The organism is Enterobacter cloacae complex sp. P27C (assembly GCF_014895705.1).
Taxonomy (GTDB): domain Bacteria; phylum Pseudomonadota; class Gammaproteobacteria; order Enterobacterales; family Enterobacteriaceae; genus Enterobacter; species Enterobacter bugandensis.
Genome location: NZ_JADBQB010000003.1, coordinates 531,772 through 549,754 on the forward strand (window position 1 = coordinate 531,772; position 17,983 = coordinate 549,754).

Annotated in this window: 15 protein-coding genes and 1 pseudogene; all 16 read left to right on the top strand. The window is 49.7% G+C overall.

From position 1 onward, the window contains the following. Positions 1–19 precede the first annotated feature (19 nt). Positions 20–1,414, top strand: a complete 1,395-nt coding sequence (wcaJ, locus tag IM291_RS08645) for an undecaprenyl-phosphate glucose phosphotransferase (RefSeq protein WP_192986621.1) — start codon at positions 20–22, stop codon at positions 1,412–1,414. 1 nt (position 1,415) lies between these two features. Beyond that, on the top strand, positions 1,416–2,894 hold the full coding sequence (gene wzxC, locus IM291_RS08650; RefSeq protein ID WP_192986623.1) for a colanic acid undecaprenyl disphosphate flippase WzxC: 1,479 nt from the start codon (positions 1,416–1,418) through the stop codon (positions 2,892–2,894). 17 nt (positions 2,895–2,911) lie between these two features. Next, positions 2,912–4,192 (top strand): colanic acid biosynthesis pyruvyl transferase WcaK, encoded by a 1,281-nt coding sequence (wcaK, locus tag IM291_RS08655; RefSeq protein ID WP_151413078.1) that lies wholly within the window; start codon positions 2,912–2,914, stop codon positions 4,190–4,192. Next, the gene (wcaL, locus tag IM291_RS08660; RefSeq protein ID WP_192986625.1) at positions 4,189–5,409 is read left to right on the top strand and encodes a colanic acid biosynthesis glycosyltransferase WcaL; all 1,221 of its coding nucleotides are present in this window, start codon (positions 4,189–4,191) and stop codon (positions 5,407–5,409) included. The genes wcaK and wcaL overlap by 4 nt, the downstream gene beginning before the upstream one ends. A 12-nt stretch (positions 5,410–5,421) precedes the next feature. Then, the gene (wcaM, locus tag IM291_RS08665; RefSeq protein WP_192986627.1) at positions 5,422–6,813 is read left to right on the top strand and encodes a colanic acid biosynthesis protein WcaM; all 1,392 of its coding nucleotides are present in this window, start codon (positions 5,422–5,424) and stop codon (positions 6,811–6,813) included. A gap of 176 nt (positions 6,814–6,989) precedes the next feature. Further along, entirely contained in the window at positions 6,990–7,886 is an 897-nt protein-coding gene (galF, locus tag IM291_RS08670) for a GalU regulator GalF (RefSeq protein WP_041909139.1), read from the top strand. Positions 7,887–8,267: 381 nt separating this feature from the next. Then, positions 8,268–9,212 (top strand): NAD-dependent epimerase/dehydratase family protein, encoded by a 945-nt coding sequence (locus IM291_RS08675; protein WP_192986629.1) that lies wholly within the window; start codon positions 8,268–8,270, stop codon positions 9,210–9,212. Continuing rightward, the gene (locus tag IM291_RS08680) at positions 9,212–10,255 is read left to right on the top strand and encodes a glycosyltransferase family 4 protein (protein ID WP_192986630.1); all 1,044 of its coding nucleotides are present in this window, start codon (positions 9,212–9,214) and stop codon (positions 10,253–10,255) included. Before IM291_RS08675 ends, IM291_RS08680 begins: the two co-directional genes overlap by 1 nt. Continuing rightward, complete coding sequence (locus IM291_RS08685) at positions 10,248–10,808, top strand: hypothetical protein (protein WP_022648623.1); 561 nt, start codon at positions 10,248–10,250, stop codon at positions 10,806–10,808. The genes IM291_RS08680 and IM291_RS08685 overlap by 8 nt, the downstream gene beginning before the upstream one ends. 38 nt (positions 10,809–10,846) lie before the next feature. After that, positions 10,847–12,733, top strand: a complete 1,887-nt coding sequence (locus IM291_RS08690; protein WP_192986632.1) for a nucleoside-diphosphate sugar epimerase/dehydratase — start codon at positions 10,847–10,849, stop codon at positions 12,731–12,733. 102 nt (positions 12,734–12,835) lie between these two features. Next, on the top strand, positions 12,836–13,921 hold the full coding sequence (rfbB, locus tag IM291_RS08695) for a dTDP-glucose 4,6-dehydratase (protein WP_045355505.1): 1,086 nt from the start codon (positions 12,836–12,838) through the stop codon (positions 13,919–13,921). Then, entirely contained in the window at positions 13,921–14,820 is a 900-nt protein-coding gene (gene rfbD / locus IM291_RS08700; RefSeq protein WP_192986634.1) for a dTDP-4-dehydrorhamnose reductase, read from the top strand. The genes rfbB and rfbD overlap by 1 nt, the downstream gene beginning before the upstream one ends. Positions 14,821–14,872: 52 nt before the next feature. Then, positions 14,873–15,751: a glucose-1-phosphate thymidylyltransferase RfbA gene (gene rfbA, locus IM291_RS08705; protein WP_047174557.1), complete on the top strand. Its 879-nt coding sequence runs from the start codon at positions 14,873–14,875 to the stop codon at positions 15,749–15,751. A gap of 3 nt (positions 15,752–15,754) precedes the next feature. Continuing rightward, entirely contained in the window at positions 15,755–16,309 is a 555-nt protein-coding gene (rfbC, locus tag IM291_RS08710; RefSeq protein WP_048999124.1) for a dTDP-4-dehydrorhamnose 3,5-epimerase, read from the top strand. Beyond that, a complete protein-coding gene (locus tag IM291_RS08715) occupies positions 16,306–17,562 on the top strand; it encodes a flippase (protein ID WP_048999125.1) in 1,257 nt (418 codons plus the stop codon). Before rfbC ends, IM291_RS08715 begins: the two co-directional genes overlap by 4 nt. Position 17,563: 1 nt before the next feature. After that, positions 17,564–17,983: pseudogene (locus IM291_RS08720) on the top strand (oligosaccharide repeat unit polymerase); the annotation flags it as partial.

The window sequence follows — 17,983 nt, forward strand, 5'->3', positions numbered from 1 at the left end:
ACCGAATACAGGAACAACGATGACGAATCTAAAAAAACGCGAACGAGCGAGAACGAATGCATCGTTAATCTCTATGGTGCAGCGTTTTTCTGATATCACCATCATGGTCGGTGGATTGTGGGCGGTGTGTCGGATCAGCGGGCTGCCGTTCTTATATATGCATCTTCTGATGGCCCTGATTGCGCTGGTTGTGTTTCAGATGATCGGCGGAATGACCGATTTCTACCGCTCGTGGCGCGGCGTGAAAATGACCACCGAACTGATGCTGCTGCTGCAGAACTGGACCCTGAGCCTGATCTTCAGCGCCGGTCTGGTGGCGTTCAGCCATGATTTTGACAACCGCTTCGTGACCTATCTCTGCTGGTACCTGTTAACCAGCGTCGGCATGGTAGTGTGCCGTTCCCTGATCCGCTTTGGCGCGGGCTGGCTGCGTAACCGCGGCTATAACCGTCGTTTCGTCGCCGTAGCGGGTGATTTACCGGTCGGGAGAGTGCTGCTCGACAGCTTCCGCAAAGAGCCGTGGTTAGGGTTTGAAGTGGTGGGGATTTACCACGACGCGAAACCGGGCGGCGTGCCTGCGGACTGGGCGGGCAATTACGCGCAGCTTATTGAAGACGCGAAGGCCGGAAAAATTCATAACGTCTATATCGCCATGCAGATGAAAGACGAAACCCGCATCAAGCAGCTGATGCGCGAGCTGGCGGACACCACCTGCTCGGTGATCCTGATCCCGGACGTGTTTACCTTCAACATTCTGCACTCCCGCATTGAAGAGGTGAACGGCGTACCGGTGGTACCGCTGTATGACACGCCGCTGTCGGGTATTAACCGCGTGCTCAAGCGCGTGGAAGATATCATACTCTCTTCCCTGATTTTACTGCTCATTTCCCCGGTGCTGTGCTGCATCGCTCTGGCGGTGAAGCTGAGCTCTCCCGGCCCGGTTATCTTCCGTCAGACCCGCTACGGCATGGACGGTAAACCGATCATGGTGTGGAAATTCCGCTCCATGAAGGTGATGGAGAACGACAAGGTGGTGACTCAGGCGACGCAGAACGATCCGCGCGTCACCCGCGTGGGGAACTTCCTGCGCCGCACTTCGCTTGACGAGCTGCCGCAGTTCATCAACGTCTTTACCGGCGGCATGTCGATTGTTGGTCCGCGTCCGCACGCGGTGGCGCATAACGAGCAGTACCGTTCGCTGATTGAAGGCTACATGCTGCGCCATAAGGTGAAGCCGGGCATCACCGGCTGGGCGCAGATCAACGGCTGGCGCGGCGAGACCGACACGCTGGAAAAAATGGAAAAACGCATCGAGTTCGATCTGGAGTACATCCGCGAGTGGAGCCTCTGGTTCGATATCAAGATTGTTTTTCTGACCATCTTCAAAGGTTTCGTGAACAAAGCGGCGTACTAAGATGAGCTTACGTGAAAAAACCATCAGCGGCGCCAAGTGGTCAGCGATGGCGACCATCGTCATCATTGGCCTCGGCCTGGTGCAGATGACGGTGCTGGCGCGCATTATCGATAATCACCAGTTCGGCCTGCTGACCGTCTCGCTGGTGATTATCGCGCTGGCCGACACGCTGTCTGACTTTGGTATCGCCAACTCGATTATCCAGCGCAAAGAGATCAGCCATCTTGAGCTGACCACGCTCTACTGGCTGAACGTGGGGCTGGGGATTTTCGTCTTTGTGCTGGTGTTCCTGCTGAGCGACACCATCGCCAGCGTGCTGCACAACCCGGATCTCGCCCCGCTGATGCGCACGCTGTCGTTTGCCTTTGTGGTGATCCCGCACGGGCAGCAGTTCCGCGCGCTGATGCAAAAAGAGCTGGAGTTCAATAAAATCGGCATGATCGAGACCAGCGCGGTGCTGGCGGGCTTTACCTTTACCGTGGTGAGCGCCCATTTCTGGCCGCTGGCGATGACCGCCATCCTCGGTTACCTGGTTAACTCTGCCGTGCGTACGCTGCTGTTCGGCTACTTTGGCCGCAAGATTTATCGTCCGGGGCTGCACTTCTCTCTCGCGTCCGTCTCGTCCAACCTGCGCTTTGGCGGGTGGCTGACGGCGGACAGCATTATTAACTATGTGAATACCAACCTCTCGACGCTGGTGCTGGCGCGCATCCTGGGCGCGAGCGTGGCGGGGGGCTACAACCTGGCCTATAACGTTGCGGTTGTTCCTCCTATGAAGTTGAACCCCATTATTACTCGCGTGCTGTTCCCGGCGTTCGCCAAGATTCAGGACGACACCGAGAAGCTGCGCGTCAACTTCTACAAGCTGCTTTCCGTGGTGGGGATTATCAACTTCCCGGTGCTGCTGGGGCTGATGGTGGTTTCCAGTAACTTCGTGCCGCTGGTGTTTGGCGAGAAGTGGAACGGCATTATCCCGATCCTGCAGCTGCTGTGTGTGGTGGGGCTGCTGCGCTCCGTGGGCAATCCGATTGGTTCTCTGCTGATGGCGAAGGCGCGCGTGGATATCAGCTTTAAGTTCAACGTGTTCAAAACTTTCCTGTTTATTCCGGCGATTATCGTCGGCGGGCATATGGCGGGCGCCATCGGCGTCACGCTGGGCTTCCTGCTGGTGCAGATCGTCAATACCGTTCTGAGCTACTTCATCATGATCAAACCGGTGCTGGGCTCCAGCTACCGTCAGTACATCCTGAGCCTGTGGCTGCCGTTCTATCTCTCATTGCCGACCCTGGCGGTGAGCTACGGCCTGGGCATTATCCTCAGCGGGCATCTGCCGCTGGCCGCGCTGCTGGCGGTACAGGTTGCCGCGGGCGCGCTGGCCTTTGGCGTGATGATTGTGCTGTCGCGCAACGCGCTGGTGGTAGAGATGAAGCGCCAGTTTTGCCGTAACGAAAAAATGAAAACGCTGCTTCGCGCAGGCTAGTTCTTTAAGAGGCCATTATGAAATTATTAATTCTTGGCAACCATACCTGCGGCAACCGTGGCGACAGCGCCATCCTGCGCGGTTTACTGGATGCAATTAACACCCTTAAGCCTGAGACTGAAGTGGACGTGATGAGCCGTTATCCGGTCAGCTCATCCTGGTTACTGAACCGCCCGGTGATGGGCGACCCGCTCTACAGCCAGATGAAACAGCACAACAACGCCGCGGGCGTGATGGGGCGCGTGAAGAAAGTGCTGCGCCGTCGCTACCAGCATCAGGTGCTGCTTTCCCGGGTGACCGATACCGGTAAACTGCGCAACATTGCTATCGCGCAGGGCTTTACCGATTTTGTTCGTCTGCTGTCCGGCTATGACGCCATTATTCAGGTCGGCGGCTCGTTCTTCGTCGATCTCTACGGCGTGCCGCAGTTTGAGCATGCGCTGTGCACGTTCATGGCGAAAAAGCCGCTGTTTATGATCGGCCACAGCGTCGGGCCGTTCCAGGATCCGCAGTTTAACCAGCTGGCAAATTATGTGTTTGGCCACTGCGACGCGCTGATCCTGCGCGAATCGGTCAGCCTCGACATGATGAAGCGTAGCGAAATTGACACCTCTAAAGTTGAACACGGCGTGGATACCGCCTGGCTGGTGGATCACCAGGACGATAACTTCCAGCCGAGCTACGCGGTGCAGCACTGGCTCGACGTGACGGCGAAACAAAAAACCGTTGCGATTACCCTGCGTGAACTCGCCCCGTTCGATAAGCGTCTTGGCACCACCCAGGCAGCCTATGAGAAAGCGTTCGCCGACGTAGTGAACCGCGTACTGGACAGCGGTTATCAGGTGCTGGCGCTCTCAACCTGTACCGGTATCGACAGCTACAACAAAGATGACCGCATGGTGGCGCTGAACCTGCGCAACCTGGTGAACGACCCGTCCCGCTATCACGTGGTGATGGACGAGCTGAACGACCTGGAGATGGGCAAACTGCTCGCAGCCTGCGACCTGACGGTGGGTACCCGACTGCACTCGGCGATTATCTCCATGAACTTTGGCACGCCGGCCATCGCCATTAACTATGAGCACAAGTCCGCCGGGATTATGCAGCAGCTCGGTATGCCGGAAATGGCCGTGGATATCCGTCATCTGCTGGATGGTTCGCTGGGTGCGATGGTGGGGGACACCCTGGGTCAACTGCCCGCCATCAATGAACGCCTGGCCGTGGCAGTGAAAGCCGAGCGCGAGAAGGGCATTGGGATGGTGAAATCGGTACTTGACCGCGTGCGGGAGGGGAAATGAAGGTTGGTTTCTTCTTACTGAAATTTCCGCTGTCATCTGAGACCTTTGTACTGAACCAAATTACCGCGTTTATCGATATGGGATATGACGTGGAGATTGTCGCCCTGCAAAAGGGCGACACCAAAAATACCCATGCGGCGTATACCCAGTATGGGCTGGAGGAGAAGACCCGCTGGCTGCAGGACGAACCGGCCGGGAAGCTGAGCAAGCTGCGCTACCGGGCCAGCCAGACGTTACGCGGGATCCACCGCGCGTCGACGTGGCGCGCGCTGAACGTTTCCCGCTATGGATCGGAATCTCGCAATTTAATTCTGTCGGCAATCTGCGGGCAAACGGCGCAGCCGTATCGTGCCGACGTGTTTATCGCCCACTTTGGCCCGGCGGGGGTCACCGCCGCGAAACTGCGTGAGCTTGGCGTAATTGACGGCAAAATTGCGACCATCTTCCACGGTATCGATATTTCCAGCCGCGAGGTGCTGAACCACTACACGCCGGAGTATCAGGATCTTTTCCGCCGCGGCGACATGATGCTGCCCATCAGCGACCTGTGGGCCGGACGACTAAAAAGCATGGGCTGTCCGGGGGAGAAAATTGCCGTGTCGCGTATGGGCGTGGATTTAACGCGCTTCACTCGCCGCCCGGTTAAGGTGCCGGGAAAACCGCTGCAGATCATCTCCGTAGCCCGTCTGACCGAGAAGAAAGGTCTGCACGTGGCCATCGAAGCCTGCCGACAGCTGAAGGCGCGGGGGGTGGCGTTCCACTATCGCATTCTCGGCATTGGCCCGTGGGAACGTCGTCTGCGCACTCTTATCGAACAGTATCAGCTGGACGATGTCGTGGAGATGCCGGGCTTCAAGCCGAGCCATGAGGTTAAAGCCATGCTCGATGAGGCGGACGTGTTCCTGCTGCCTTCTGTAACGGGCGCCGATGGCGATATGGAAGGCATTCCGGTGGCGCTGATGGAGGCGATGGCCGTTGGGATCCCGGTGGTATCGACGCTGCACAGCGGGATCCCGGAGCTGATCAAATCTGATCATTCCGGCTGGCTGGTGCCGGAGAATAACGCGATGGCTCTTGCGGATCGATTGGCTGCCTTCAGCGACATCGACCAGCAGGCGCTGGAGCCTGTGCTCCAGAATGCCCGACAAAAAGTTGAAACCGATTTTAACCAGCAGGTAATCAATCGCCAGTTAGCGAGCCTGCTGCAAACGCTGTAACGCCGAGGTTGTATGCTGAAAAAGATTACCCGACGCACCTTTGTCTCTTCTCTGTCTGTCCTGGCGGCCTCGCCGCTGCTGTCGTCCCGCATGGCGCGGGCGGCAAGCGGAAAGACGGTCTCCATTAATCAGTACAATAACAACGACTGGATCGCTGCTTTTAAGCAGGCGTTTAAGGACGGTGACACCGTCGTTGTCCCGGCCGGACTTACCTGCGAAAACATCAATACGGGCATTTTCATTCCCGACGGTAAAACGCTGCTGATCCGCGGAGCGTTGACCGGCAACGGACGTGGGCGTTTTGTGCTGCAGGAAGGCTGCAAAGTGATCGGTGAAGGTGGCGGGCGCATGGAGAACATCACGCTCGACATTCGCGGCTCGGACTGCGCGATCAAAGGGCTGGCAATGAGCGGATTTGGGCCGGTGACGCAGATTTACATTGGCGGCAAGAAACCTCGCGTGATGCGCAATCTGCTGATTGATAACATCAGTGTGAGCCAGGCTAACTACGCCATCCTGCGCCAGGGCTTTCACAATCAGGTTGATGGCGCCCGGATCACCAACAGCAAATTCAGCCATCTGCAGGGCGATGCGATCGAGTGGAACGTTGCCATCAATGACCGCAATATCCTCATCTCCGATCATGTGATCGATAACATCAACTGCACCAACGGTAAGATCAACTGGGGCATCGGCATCGGCCTCGCCGGCAGCACCTACGATAACGACTACCCGGAAAAGCAAACCGTGAAGAACTTCGTGGTGGCAAATATCACCGGCAGCAACTGTCGCCAGCTGGTGCACGTTGAGAACGGGAAACACTTTGTTATCCGCAATATAAAGGCCAAAAATATTACCCCCGATTTCAGTAAAAAGGCGGGTATAGACAACGCAACGGTCGCCATTTATGGCTGTGATAATTTCATTATTGATAATGTCGACATGGTCAATAGTGCCGGAATGTTAATCGGCTATGGGGTAATTAAAGGTGATTATTTGTCCATACCCCAGAACTTCAAGCTCAACAATATTCACCTGGATAATCGCCAGCTTGCGTATAAGCTGCGCGGAATTCAAATTTCATCCGGTAATGCGACCTCCTTTGTAGCGATCACCAACGTGGAGATGAAGCGGGCGACGCTTGAGCTGCACAATAAGCCGCAGCATCTTTTCTTACGTAATATCAACGTGATGCAGGAGGCAGCTATTGGCCCCGCGCTGAAGATCAACTTCGACCTGCGTAAAGATGTGCGGGGTAAATTTATGGCCAAAGACGGAACCTTGCTGTCGCTGGCGAACATCAAAGCGGTGAATGAGAAAGGGCAGAGTTCGGTGGATATTGACCGGGTGGATCAGCAGGTAGTGAATGTGGAAAGGCTGAATTTTGCGCTTCCGCACAGATAATCGACAATTTTCTTTTTTGAGACTATTCCTGGCACAGAAGTGTGATCTATTCAGATTGCAACTACAGAAATTTGTGGGGCTAAGGCGTAACATTGCCAGAGGATTACGGCAAATCATGCTGGCGAAAACAGGTTTAAGAGCTATAATTCGTCAACCATTTTAAGGTGGAAGAAATAATGATTAATTTGAAAGCAGTCATTCCGGTAGCAGGCCTGGGCATGCATATGCTGCCAGCCACTAAAGCCATCCCTAAAGAGATGCTGCCGATCGTCGACAAACCGATGATTCAATATATCGTCGACGAGATTGTTGCTGCAGGGATCAAAGAAATCGTCCTGGTTACCCATTCGTCCAAGAATGCGGTTGAGAACCACTTCGACACCTCTTACGAACTTGAAGCGCTGCTTGAGCAGCGCGTCAAACGCCAGCTGCTGGCAGAAGTGCAGTCTATCTGTCCGCCAGGCGTAACCATTATGAACGTGCGTCAGGCACAGCCGCTGGGTCTGGGTCACTCGATTTTGTGTGCCCGCCCGGTAGTGGGTGATAACCCATTCATCGTTGTTCTTCCGGACATCATCATCGATACCGCTTCAGCCGATCCGCTGCGTTACAACCTGGCGGCAATGGTGGCACGTTTCAATGAAACCGGCCGTAGCCAGGTGCTGGCGAAACGCATGAAGGGCGATCTCTCCGAGTACTCCGTTATCCAGACAAAAGAAGCGCTGGAGACAGAAGGGCAGGTGAGCCGCATCGTTGAGTTCATCGAAAAACCCGATCAGCCGCAGACGCTGGATTCGGATCTGATGGCGGTTGGCCGTTATGTTCTGAATGCCGATATCTGGGCGGAGCTGGAAAAAACTGAGCCAGGCGCCTGGGATCGTATCCAGTTGACCGATGCAATTGCAGCACTGGCGAAAAAACAGTCCGTTGACGCGATGCTGATGACAGGTGACAGCTACGACTGCGGTAAGAAGCTGGGATACATGCAGGCGTTTGTGAACTATGGGCTGCGCAACCTGAAGGAAGGGGCGAAGTTCAGAAGCCGGATTGAGAAGCTGTTGGCTAACGACTGATATTCCTTCCGCGTCCAAAACAAACGGCAGTTATCATTTTTGGTGTTGAGACATAACCAAAATGATAACTGCCGTTTTTTGTTATTAATTTTAATGATTACATAGGGTTATCTGATTCAAATCTCAGCAGCTTTGTAGCGATTTGTGCTTGTTTCTCTGGTCGTTTAGGACGACAATTAACGCCAGTTTTTGTCTGTAACCAGACAAGCAAAATCATTAATCAAACATCGCTCAGTGCACTGGTAGCTGTTAAGCCAGGGGCGGTAGCGTGCCTGGCATTTACAATTGAATTTTAAACGAACAGTTGTGAACGAGACAGTCTCACGCAAATCTGCACTACGTGCGGGCGTAAATATCAGATTGAGCCGATAGGGGATGTCAATGAAAGTAATGGTGACGGGCGGGACCGGGTTTCTTGGAACTGCTTTAGTCCAGGCGTTGAAGTCATCAGGACACGAGGTGATATTAACAACGCGCAAGCAGGAGAACCCTGAACAGGGCATTTACAACCTGGGTGATATCTCAGCCAATACCAACTGGTTAAATCTCCTGCAAGGATGCGACACTGTCATTCATACCGCAGGAAGGGCGCATATCCTTAATGATGATGCTCAGGACGCTTTAGCGGAATTTCGCCGTGTCAATCACGACGCAACGATGAAATTAGCGAGCGATGCTGCGACCAGCGGAGTTAAACATTTTATCTTTGTAAGCTCAATCGGCGTTAACGGTAATGCCACCTCAGGGATCCCATTTACTGAGGCCTCGGAGCCACAACCCGCTTCTGATTACGCCATTTCTAAGCGAGAAGCCGAGCAGAGTCTGCTTAATCAATTTGCAGAAAGCGATATGGCGATCACCATTGTTCGCCCGGCATTGATTTGTGGTGAAAATGCACCGGGTAATATACAGCGCCTTTTAAAACTGGTTTCTAAAAACCTACCGTTGCCATTTAAAAATGTCAGGAACAAGCGAGCGCTGGTGTCTCTGGATAATGTCGTCAGTTTCATCAGCGAATGCGTGGTAAATGAGAAATCCAAAAATCAACTCTATTTACTCGCCGATGCAGAACGTCCTTCAACCGAAGATATGATTAATGCCTTTGCCTCAGGAATGGGCATTAAAGCGAAACTGGTCTCATTTCCAACGGGTATCTTCAGGTTATTGCTTTCTTCAGTTGGTAAACGAGGTATTTACGATCAGCTGTTTGGCGATCTGGAAGTCGATGCCTCTAAATCCCGGAAACATTTAAACTGGACGCCCCCTATAACCCTTTTTGAAACGATGAAAAAAACGGCGAAATATTATATCGAAGGTAATAAATAATGATGAGTTTTGGGATTGTGATATTCGCTTTTTTAGTATCATGCGCGCTGACCTGGGGGCTACGAGGTTATGCCATTAAGCATAACGTTATTGACCGTCCAAACCAGCGAAGTTCGCATTCGGTACCAACCCCACGAGGGGGCGGAGTGGCTATCGTTCTGACGCTCCTGGCGGCGTTAGTCTGGTTTTATTTCAGCCGCGCGCTGACGCTGGACAGCTTCCTGGGTTTATTTATTCCAGGATTGATTGTTGCCATCATCGGTTTCCTTGACGATCACGGCCATATCGCGGCACGCTGGCGTCTGTTGATGCATTTCCTTGCGGCAGCAATCGGCATCTATTTCTTAGGTTCTTTCCCTGTCATTACGCTGTTTGGTTATGACGTTTCCTTATCCTGGGTTGGTATGATTCTGGGCTGCGTTTATCTGGTCTGGATGCTTAACTTATATAATTTTATGGATGGGATTAATGGCTTAGCTAGCTCGGAGGCCATCACCTTTGCTGCATGTAGTGCGGTATTGATGGCTATCAACCCGTATACAGACGCGCCAGACACTCTTTATTCTCTCACGCTAGCCCTTATTGGTGCCGGAGCCGGCTTTTTTGTCTGGAACTTCCCGGTCGCGAAAATCTTCATGGGCGATGCCGGAAGTGGTTTTCTTGGGATAACAATCGGACTGATGATCCTGCATATTGCGAAAGTTGACTCGCACTTCTTTATTGCAGAATTATGTTTGCTGGGCATATTTATCGTCGATGCCACGACAACGCTATTGAGGAGGCTCGTAGCAGGTAAAAAGGTCTATGAAGCACATGCCAGCCATGGCTACCAAATCCTCGCAAGAAAATATGGCAGCCACGTTCCGGTGACATCATTGGCAATTGCCGTCAATCTGCTGTGGCTTTTCCCCTTCGCCTTTTTTATTGCCTCAGGCAAAATTGATGGTGTTGTGGGGCTGCTTATCGCCTGGTTCCCGCTTCTCGTTGTTGCACTGAAATGTGGTGCAGGAGTTAAAGACAAAGAGAGCAACGTCAATGCATGACTTATTGATTTTGGGCGCGGGTGGTCATGGCCGTACGCTGTACGAGACAGCGAGACTGCTGGGATATAAGGATATCGTTTTCCTCGACGATAATACCTCTGCCTGCCAGGAAATTAATCAGCTGATTATTGGAAAAATTTCCGAACTACAGTTACATATTGGTAAGGTCAGTCATGTCGCTATTGGCATCGGAAACAATAAAGTCAGAGAGCAGCTCTATCAGCAACTGCTCGGCTTAGGTATTCATCCTGTAACGCTTATACATCCCTTTGCATTTGTCAGTCCATCGGCGACCCTTGCTGAGGGAACTGTTGTGTTAGCGGGAGCTGTAGTGGGTGCCAACGCAAAATTAGGTTTGGCGACGATTGTGAATAGCCACTCGACAATAGATCACGATGCCATTCTTGGTGATTTCGCTCATTTAGGTGTTGGTGTCCATCTTGCGGGCAGCGCTGTGATTGGGAAAGCAGCGTTTCTCCAGGCGGGGACAGTGGGCGGTTATAATACTAAAGTAGACGATTACTCAGTGTGTCCTGCTGGTACTATTTTATAAACTGAATGCAAGCTTTAGTGAGGCGACCAGTTTTTAGTATGCTAAATTATTTAATATCTTTACCCAGACCAATTAAGCGAATTATTACTCTCTTCATAGATGTTATACTGCTCTTATGCGCTTTTTGGTTTGCATTTTGGGTGCGTATTGATTCAATGACTCCGATATATAGTACGGAGCATTGGCTTTTTATTTTCTCAATAATTTTAGTTACTCTGGCAATATTTGTTAAATTAGGGCTGTATCGGGCCGTAATCCGTTACATTACTGCCAAGATATTATTAGTAGTAACGATGGGGATGGTCATATCGTCCATTTTGCTTATTATCGCAGCGTTCTATACCAACCTCTATTTGCCGAGAACGATTCCTTTTATCTATTTCTCATTCGGTCTGCTGCTTATTGCCGGATCACGGCTTGGAATGAGGATGTTGGTGAATCGTGGGTTGAATCTGGGCACTCGGGTAGTTATTTATGGTGCAGGTGCTTCGGGTCGTCAATTACTGCCTGCGCTGAGCCAGATGGACGAATATTACCCCGTTGCTTTTGTCGACGATAATCGCGCCCTGCAAGGTCAGGTGATTCACGGAGTAAGCGTCTTCGCACCAGAAAAACTGCCCTGGCTGGTTGAGAAATACGAAGCGAAGAAAATTCTGCTGGCCATGCCAAGCGCAAGCCGGGCCAGAAAAAACGAAGTCATTAAAACCCTGGAAGGTCTGCCGTGCGAAGTGCTCTCGATCCCGGGAATGGTCGATCTGGTGGAGGGGAAGGCAAGTATTGATTCCTTGCGGAAAGTCGTTATTACAGACCTGCTGGGCCGCGATCCTGTCTCACCCATTCCGGAACTGATATCCCGTAATATCAACGGGAAAACAGTGATGGTTACCGGGGCAGGGGGGTCTATAGGGTCTGAACTATGCCGACAGATAATTAAAAATAAGCCAAACCAGCTTATTCTGTTCGAACTGTCCGAATTCTCCCTCTATTCCATTGATTCCGAACTGCGTAACCTGAATCTGGGTCAGGATTTTAAAGTTAAAATCTATCCAATCCTCGGAAACGTTCAGGATAAAAAGCATCTCGAAAGGTTAATCAGAGCATTCAACGTCGACACAATTTATCATGCTGCGGCGTACAAGCATGTACCGCTTGTCGAGTTCAACGTACTTGATGGCGTGCGCAATAATATCTTTGGTACGTTGAGTTGCGCTCAGGCCGCGGCAAGTTGCGGTGTTGAAAACTTTGTTCTGATTTCGACTGATAAAGCCGTTCGTCCCACCAACACCATGGGGGCGACCAAGCGCATGGCGGAGCTGGTGCTGCAAGCGCTGGCGAAGGAATCCAGTAAAACCTGCTTCAGTATGGTTCGTTTCGGCAACGTGTTAGGCTCATCAGGCTCAGTTGTGCCGTTATTTGAAAAACAGATTGCTGCAGGTGGACCGGTGATGCTGACTCACGAAGATATCACGCGTTACTTTATGACTATTCCTGAAGCGGCTCAATTGGTTATCCAGGCGGGAGCCATGGGCACGGGCGGCGATGTTTTTGTTCTGGATATGGGGGAACCCGTCAAGATCATCGACCTTGCGCACCGCATGATTACGTTGCAAGGGCTTACCGTTCGCGATGATAAAAACCCTTATGGTGATATCGCGATAAAAACAACGGGTCTGCGGCCTGGTGAGAAACTGTATGAAGAGTTGCTTATCGGCGACAATGTATCCGTTACGCAGCACCCGCGTATCAGGACTGCTAACGAGGTGATGTTGCCGTGGAGTGAGATGAGCATTATTCTCGGTGACCTCGACAACGCCTGCTGTCAGTTCGACTACGAACGCGTGCGAGAGATACTTTTACAGGCACCTGCAGCATTTAATCCAACCGACGGTATCTGCGATTTACTTTGGAATGTAAAGGTAAGTTAAAATAGCAGATTGTCAGTTTCTCCGCCCTGGAAGCTTATCAATAGTTACCTGGGCGACAGCAACTAATTAATTGTTTCTGATAACATTAAGAGCGAAATAAACGTGAAAATTCTGGTCACTGGTGGAGCAGGCTTTATTGGGTCTGCGGTGGTACGACACATTATTAATGATACGCAAGATTCTGTTATTAACGTCGATAAACTGACTTATGCAGGGAATCTTGAATCGCTGGCCGAAGTCTCGCACAGCGAACGCTATCATTTTGAACATGCCGATATCTGCGACAGCAATGCCATGGCGCGTATTTTTGCAGAGCACCAGCCGGATGCGGTGATGCACCTGGCCGCCGAAAGCCACGTTGATCGCTCGATCACCGGTCCGGCAGCCTTTATTGAGACTAACATTGTTGGTACCTATGTACTGCTGGAAGCAAGCCGCCAATACTGGTCAGCGTTAGATGCTGATAAAAAAGCGTCTTTCCGTTTCCACCATATCTCAACAGATGAAGTCTATGGCGATCTTCCGCATCCAGATGAAATGGCCAAGGGAGCTGAACTGCCGCTGTTTACTGAAAAAACGGCCTATGCCCCAAGCAGTCCCTATTCTGCTTCTAAAGCGTCCAGCGATCATTTGGTCCGTGCCTGGCTGCGTACCTATGGTTTCCCTACCATTGTGACTAACTGTTCTAACAATTACGGTCCATATCACTTCCCGGAAAAACTTATCCCGCTGGTCATTCTCAATGCGTTGGAGGGTAAAGCCCTGCCTGTTTACGGTAAAGGAGACCAAATCCGCGACTGGCTGTACGTAGAGGATCACGCCCGTGCGTTATACACCGTGGTAACCCAGGGCAAGATTGGCGAAACCTATAACATCGGCGGCCACAATGAGAAGCAGAACCTTGATGTGGTAAATACCATCTGCTCATTGCTGGATGAAATCGTGCCGAAGGAAGGTTCCTATCGTGACCAGATAACGTATGTGGCTGACCGCCCGGGGCACGATCGCCGCTACGCGATTGATGCAGAGAAAATTGGTCAGGAGTTGGGCTGGAAGCCTCAGGAAACTTTCGAAAGTGGCATTCGTAAAACCGTAGAATGGTACCTGGCGAACACAAAATGGGTAGAGAACGTGAAAAGCGGCAGCTACAAGTCCTGGATTGAAGAAAACTATGGAGATCGTGCCTGATGAATATTCTTCTGTTCGGTAAAACCGGTCAGGTGGGTTGGGAGCTACAGCGTGCTCTGGCACCGCTGGGCAATTTGATTGCGGTTGACGTCCATTCGCAGGAGTATTGCGGTGATTTCAGCAACCCTGAAGGCATTGCAGAAACGGTGCGCCGCATTAAGCCTGATGTCATCGTCAACGCGGCTGCACATACCGCCGTCGATAAGGCCGAGTCAGAACACGAATTTGCTCAGCTGCTGAATGCCACGAGTGTCGAGGCGATTGCCAAAGAGGCCCAAAAATTGGGGGCCTGGGTTGTTCACTACTCTACTGATTACGTATTCCCGGGTAATGGCGATACGCCGTGGCTTGAAACGGACGCCACAGCGCCGCTTAATGTGTATGGCGAGACCAAACTTGCTGGTGAAAAAGCGTTAAGTGAAAATTGTTCACGCCATTTGATCTTCCGGACTAGCTGGGTTTATGCCGGTAAAGGGAATAATTTTGCGCGTACCATGCTGCGACTGGCAAAAGAGCGTTCTGAGCTGTCTGTTATTAACGACCAATTCGGGGCCCCTACGGGTGCTGAATTATTAGCAGACTGTACGGCTCATGCTATTCGGGTTGCCCTGAATAAACCTGAAGTGGCAGGGACTTATCATCTGGTTGCAAGTGGTACAACAACCTGGTACGACTATGCCTCTCTGGTATTTGATGAAGCGCGCAAAGCAGGAATTGAACTGGCATTAAAGCAACTTCATGGCGTGCCGACCAGTGCGTACCCTACGCCTGCAAAACGTCCGGCAAACTCGCGCCTCAATACGTTAAAGTTCCAGCAGAATTTCAACCTCGCACTGCCTCAGTGGGACGTGGGGGTTAAGCGTATGCTGACTGAGTGGTTTACAGCGACAGCGATTTAATAATGATCGGGATGCCTGGGAGTGGGCATCTTATGACTATAGAGATGATGAAATGAAAACGCGTAAAGGTATTATTCTGGCGGGTGGCTCTGGTACTCGTCTGTATCCAGTGACAATGGCTGTTAGTAAACAATTATTGCCTATTTATGATAAGCCGATGATTTACTATCCGCTTTCAACGCTGATGCTGGCTGGTATTCGAGATATTTTAATTATTAGTACTCCGCAGGATACACCGCGTTTTGAACAACTTCTGGGTGATGGAAGCCAGTGGGGGCTGAATCTGCAATATAAAATCCAGCCAAGCCCGGATGGTCTGGCGCAGGCTTTCATTATTGGCGAAGAATTCATTGGTAACGATGATTGCGCCCTGGTGTTGGGGGATAACATTTTCTATGGTCACGACCTTCCTAAATTGATGGATGCCGCGGTTAATAAAGAAAATGGTGCAACGGTCTTTGCCTATCACGTGAACGATCCTGAGCGTTACGGTGTTGTCGAGTTTGATAAAAATGGTACCGCCATTAGCCTCGAAGAAAAACCGCTGGAACCGAAGAGTAATTATGCGGTGACGGGACTCTATTTCTACGATAACAGTGTCGTTGAGATGGCGAAGAATTTAAAACCGTCAGCACGTGGTGAACTGGAAATCACGGATATTAACCGTATTTACATGGAGCAAGGAAAGCTTTCCGTGGCTATGATGGGCCGTGGCTTTGCTTGGCTTGATACAGGGACTCACCAGAGCCTGATTGAAGCGAGTAACTTCATTGCAACCATTGAAGAGCGCCAGGGGCTGAAAGTGGCTTGTCCTGAAGAAATTGCATACCGCAAAGGTTTTATTGATGATGAGCAGGTTAAAAAACTCGCTGCTCCGTTGTCAAAAAACCAATATGGACAATATTTACTGAAAATGATCAAAGGTTATTAACTGATGAATTTTATTAAAACAGAAATCCCAGAAGTATTAATCTTTGAACCAACAGTATTTGGGGATGAGCGTGGTTTTTTCATGGAAAGTTTCAATCAAAAAAAATTTGAAGATGCGGTAGGGCAAAAAATAGATTTTGTTCAAGATAACCACTCAAAATCATCTAAAGGTGTGCTTCGTGGTTTGCATTACCAGAAAGAACCCTATGCACAAGGAAAATTAGTCCGCTGTGTGGCTGGAGCTGTCTTTGATGTCGCAGTCGACATTCGTAAGAATTCTCCGACTTTTGGGAAATGGGTTGGTGTTATTTTATCTGCTGAAAATAAACGTCAATTGTGGATCCCTGAGGGATTCGCTCATGGTTTTCTAACGTTGGAGGATAATACTGAATTTTTATATAAAACAACGGATTATTATCATCCAGAAGCCGAGGGCTCCATTCTCTGGAATGATGAAGATATTGGTATAAATTGGCCTAAAGAAGACGATGTGATTTTATCTAAAAAGGATAAAGATGCTCCACTGATGAGTTTTTTGATTAAAAGTAAAATTATATGAGTTTAATTAAGAACAGCAGTTGGAATATATTTGGACTTGCGCTCCCATTATTAATGGCTATCCCCGTTATGGGGATTTTAGCTCGATTACTCGGAGTGGAACGCTTCGGTCTTTTTACTATCGCATATGCCCTTATGGGCTATGCGAGTGTTTTTGATGGCGGTCTATCAAGAGCTGTAATACGATTTGTTTCTACACATAGAAACGATGAAAAAAGAGTTAATGCTATTCTTGGAACATCACTTTATGCTGTGACCGGGCTTAGTATTATTATCGTTCTGCTTGCATATATTTTTGCTCCTTCGTTAGCACACTTTTTGAATGTATCCCCCGATCTTTTCAATGAATTGACGCTAGCGCTACGTTTGTTAGTATTATGTGTGCCGGCTTTGTTGCTTACTCAAGTTTGGAGAGCTTATCTTGAGGGCGTCGAGAAATTCTCAAGTCTTAATATCCAGCAAGTCACAACAAGTCCATTTATTATCTTACTCCCTCTTTTTGCAGTACTTTATTCTCCGACACTAACCTCTGCTGTATGTGGATTAGTGGCAGGAAGATGGATTGTGGCACTGATAAGTTGGAAAGTGTGTGCAAGCCACCTTAAAGAATTTCGACGGATTTTTAGGAAGGATATTTTTTCAGAACTGATGAGTTTCGGTGGATGGGTTACCCTAAGTAATATAATTGGTCCACTCATGGGGTTTGTTGACCGATTTGCCGTTTCTCATTTTTCAGGTGCAAGTATTGTAGCTCATTATTCTGGGCCATCAGATATGGTCGCAAGATTAGCATTGTTCCCAGGTGCTGTCGCTAGAGCATTATTTCCAAAATTGAGTTATTCGAAATCAAAAGACTCCCATTCAGTCTATAGTCGCACGTTGTGGTCGGTGTTCTTTTTTTCGATAATTCTTGCTACTCCTTTTTTTATCTTTTCCAGCGAGATTTTAGGCTTATGGTTAGGTAAAGAATATATGGGAGATGCAGCACAAATATTTCGGATTTTATTGGTTGGTTTTGTATTTAATTCAGTGGCCCAGATCTGCTTTGCAAAGATACAGTCCGCAGGACATGCAAAATGGACGGGGATTGTTCATATTGTTGAGTTTTTCCCTTATCTACTGATTTTATATTATTTGACTACTACCTATTCGATCTTTGGGGCTGCAGCAGCATTTTTAATAAGATCTTTTGTTGATTTTTTAATCTTATTTTATGTTGAGAAAGTTGGAATTCGTATGAAAGCAGGTGGCTGAAATGGATGTTATAATCGCGATGATTATAGTTTATGCATGTGGTCTTATGCTATGTTTTTATCTCAAGCTTGAGTGGATTCATCCAGCTGTTGTACATGCTCTGTTATGGTTATTTTCTTCAGTTTTAGCATTCTTTTTTTCTGAAGAGAAATATTTACCTAAAGTTTATTTTATTCTCTATGCCAACTTAGCTTTTTTTCTCGCTGCTATTATTGGTGGTGAAACAATCTTACCAAAAGTAATGCGTAAGATGGAGGTAAAGCGAAAAGGCCTCTGGCCTGATATAATACCTTTTACGTTCATCTTGTCATTTTATATGGTATTTTTTCTGAAGTTTAGTGTTAGCACAATCTGGAATATTTCAGCTTTTCGTGAATATCTTGTAGCTGATGATGGTGCCAATTTTGGCCTGTTGGGAAGA

Coding starts and splice junctions, on each gene's coding strand:
- wcaJ (WP_192986621.1), top strand. CDS start 20: ATGACGAATCTAAAAAAACGCGAACGAGCGAGAACGAATGCATCGTTA.
- wzxC (WP_192986623.1), top strand. CDS start 1,416: ATGAGCTTACGTGAAAAAACCATCAGCGGCGCCAAGTGGTCAGCGATG.
- wcaK (WP_151413078.1), top strand. CDS start 2,912: ATGAAATTATTAATTCTTGGCAACCATACCTGCGGCAACCGTGGCGAC.
- wcaL (WP_192986625.1), top strand. CDS start 4,189: ATGAAGGTTGGTTTCTTCTTACTGAAATTTCCGCTGTCATCTGAGACC.
- wcaM (WP_192986627.1), top strand. CDS start 5,422: ATGCTGAAAAAGATTACCCGACGCACCTTTGTCTCTTCTCTGTCTGTC.
- galF (WP_041909139.1), top strand. CDS start 6,990: ATGATTAATTTGAAAGCAGTCATTCCGGTAGCAGGCCTGGGCATGCAT.
- IM291_RS08675 (WP_192986629.1), top strand. CDS start 8,268: ATGAAAGTAATGGTGACGGGCGGGACCGGGTTTCTTGGAACTGCTTTA.
- IM291_RS08680 (WP_192986630.1), top strand. CDS start 9,212: ATGATGAGTTTTGGGATTGTGATATTCGCTTTTTTAGTATCATGCGCG.
- IM291_RS08685 (WP_022648623.1), top strand. CDS start 10,248: ATGCATGACTTATTGATTTTGGGCGCGGGTGGTCATGGCCGTACGCTG.
- IM291_RS08690 (WP_192986632.1), top strand. CDS start 10,847: ATGCTAAATTATTTAATATCTTTACCCAGACCAATTAAGCGAATTATT.
- rfbD (WP_192986634.1), top strand. CDS start 13,921: ATGAATATTCTTCTGTTCGGTAAAACCGGTCAGGTGGGTTGGGAGCTA.
- rfbA (WP_047174557.1), top strand. CDS start 14,873: ATGAAAACGCGTAAAGGTATTATTCTGGCGGGTGGCTCTGGTACTCGT.
- rfbC (WP_048999124.1), top strand. CDS start 15,755: ATGAATTTTATTAAAACAGAAATCCCAGAAGTATTAATCTTTGAACCA.
- IM291_RS08715 (WP_048999125.1), top strand. CDS start 16,306: ATGAGTTTAATTAAGAACAGCAGTTGGAATATATTTGGACTTGCGCTC.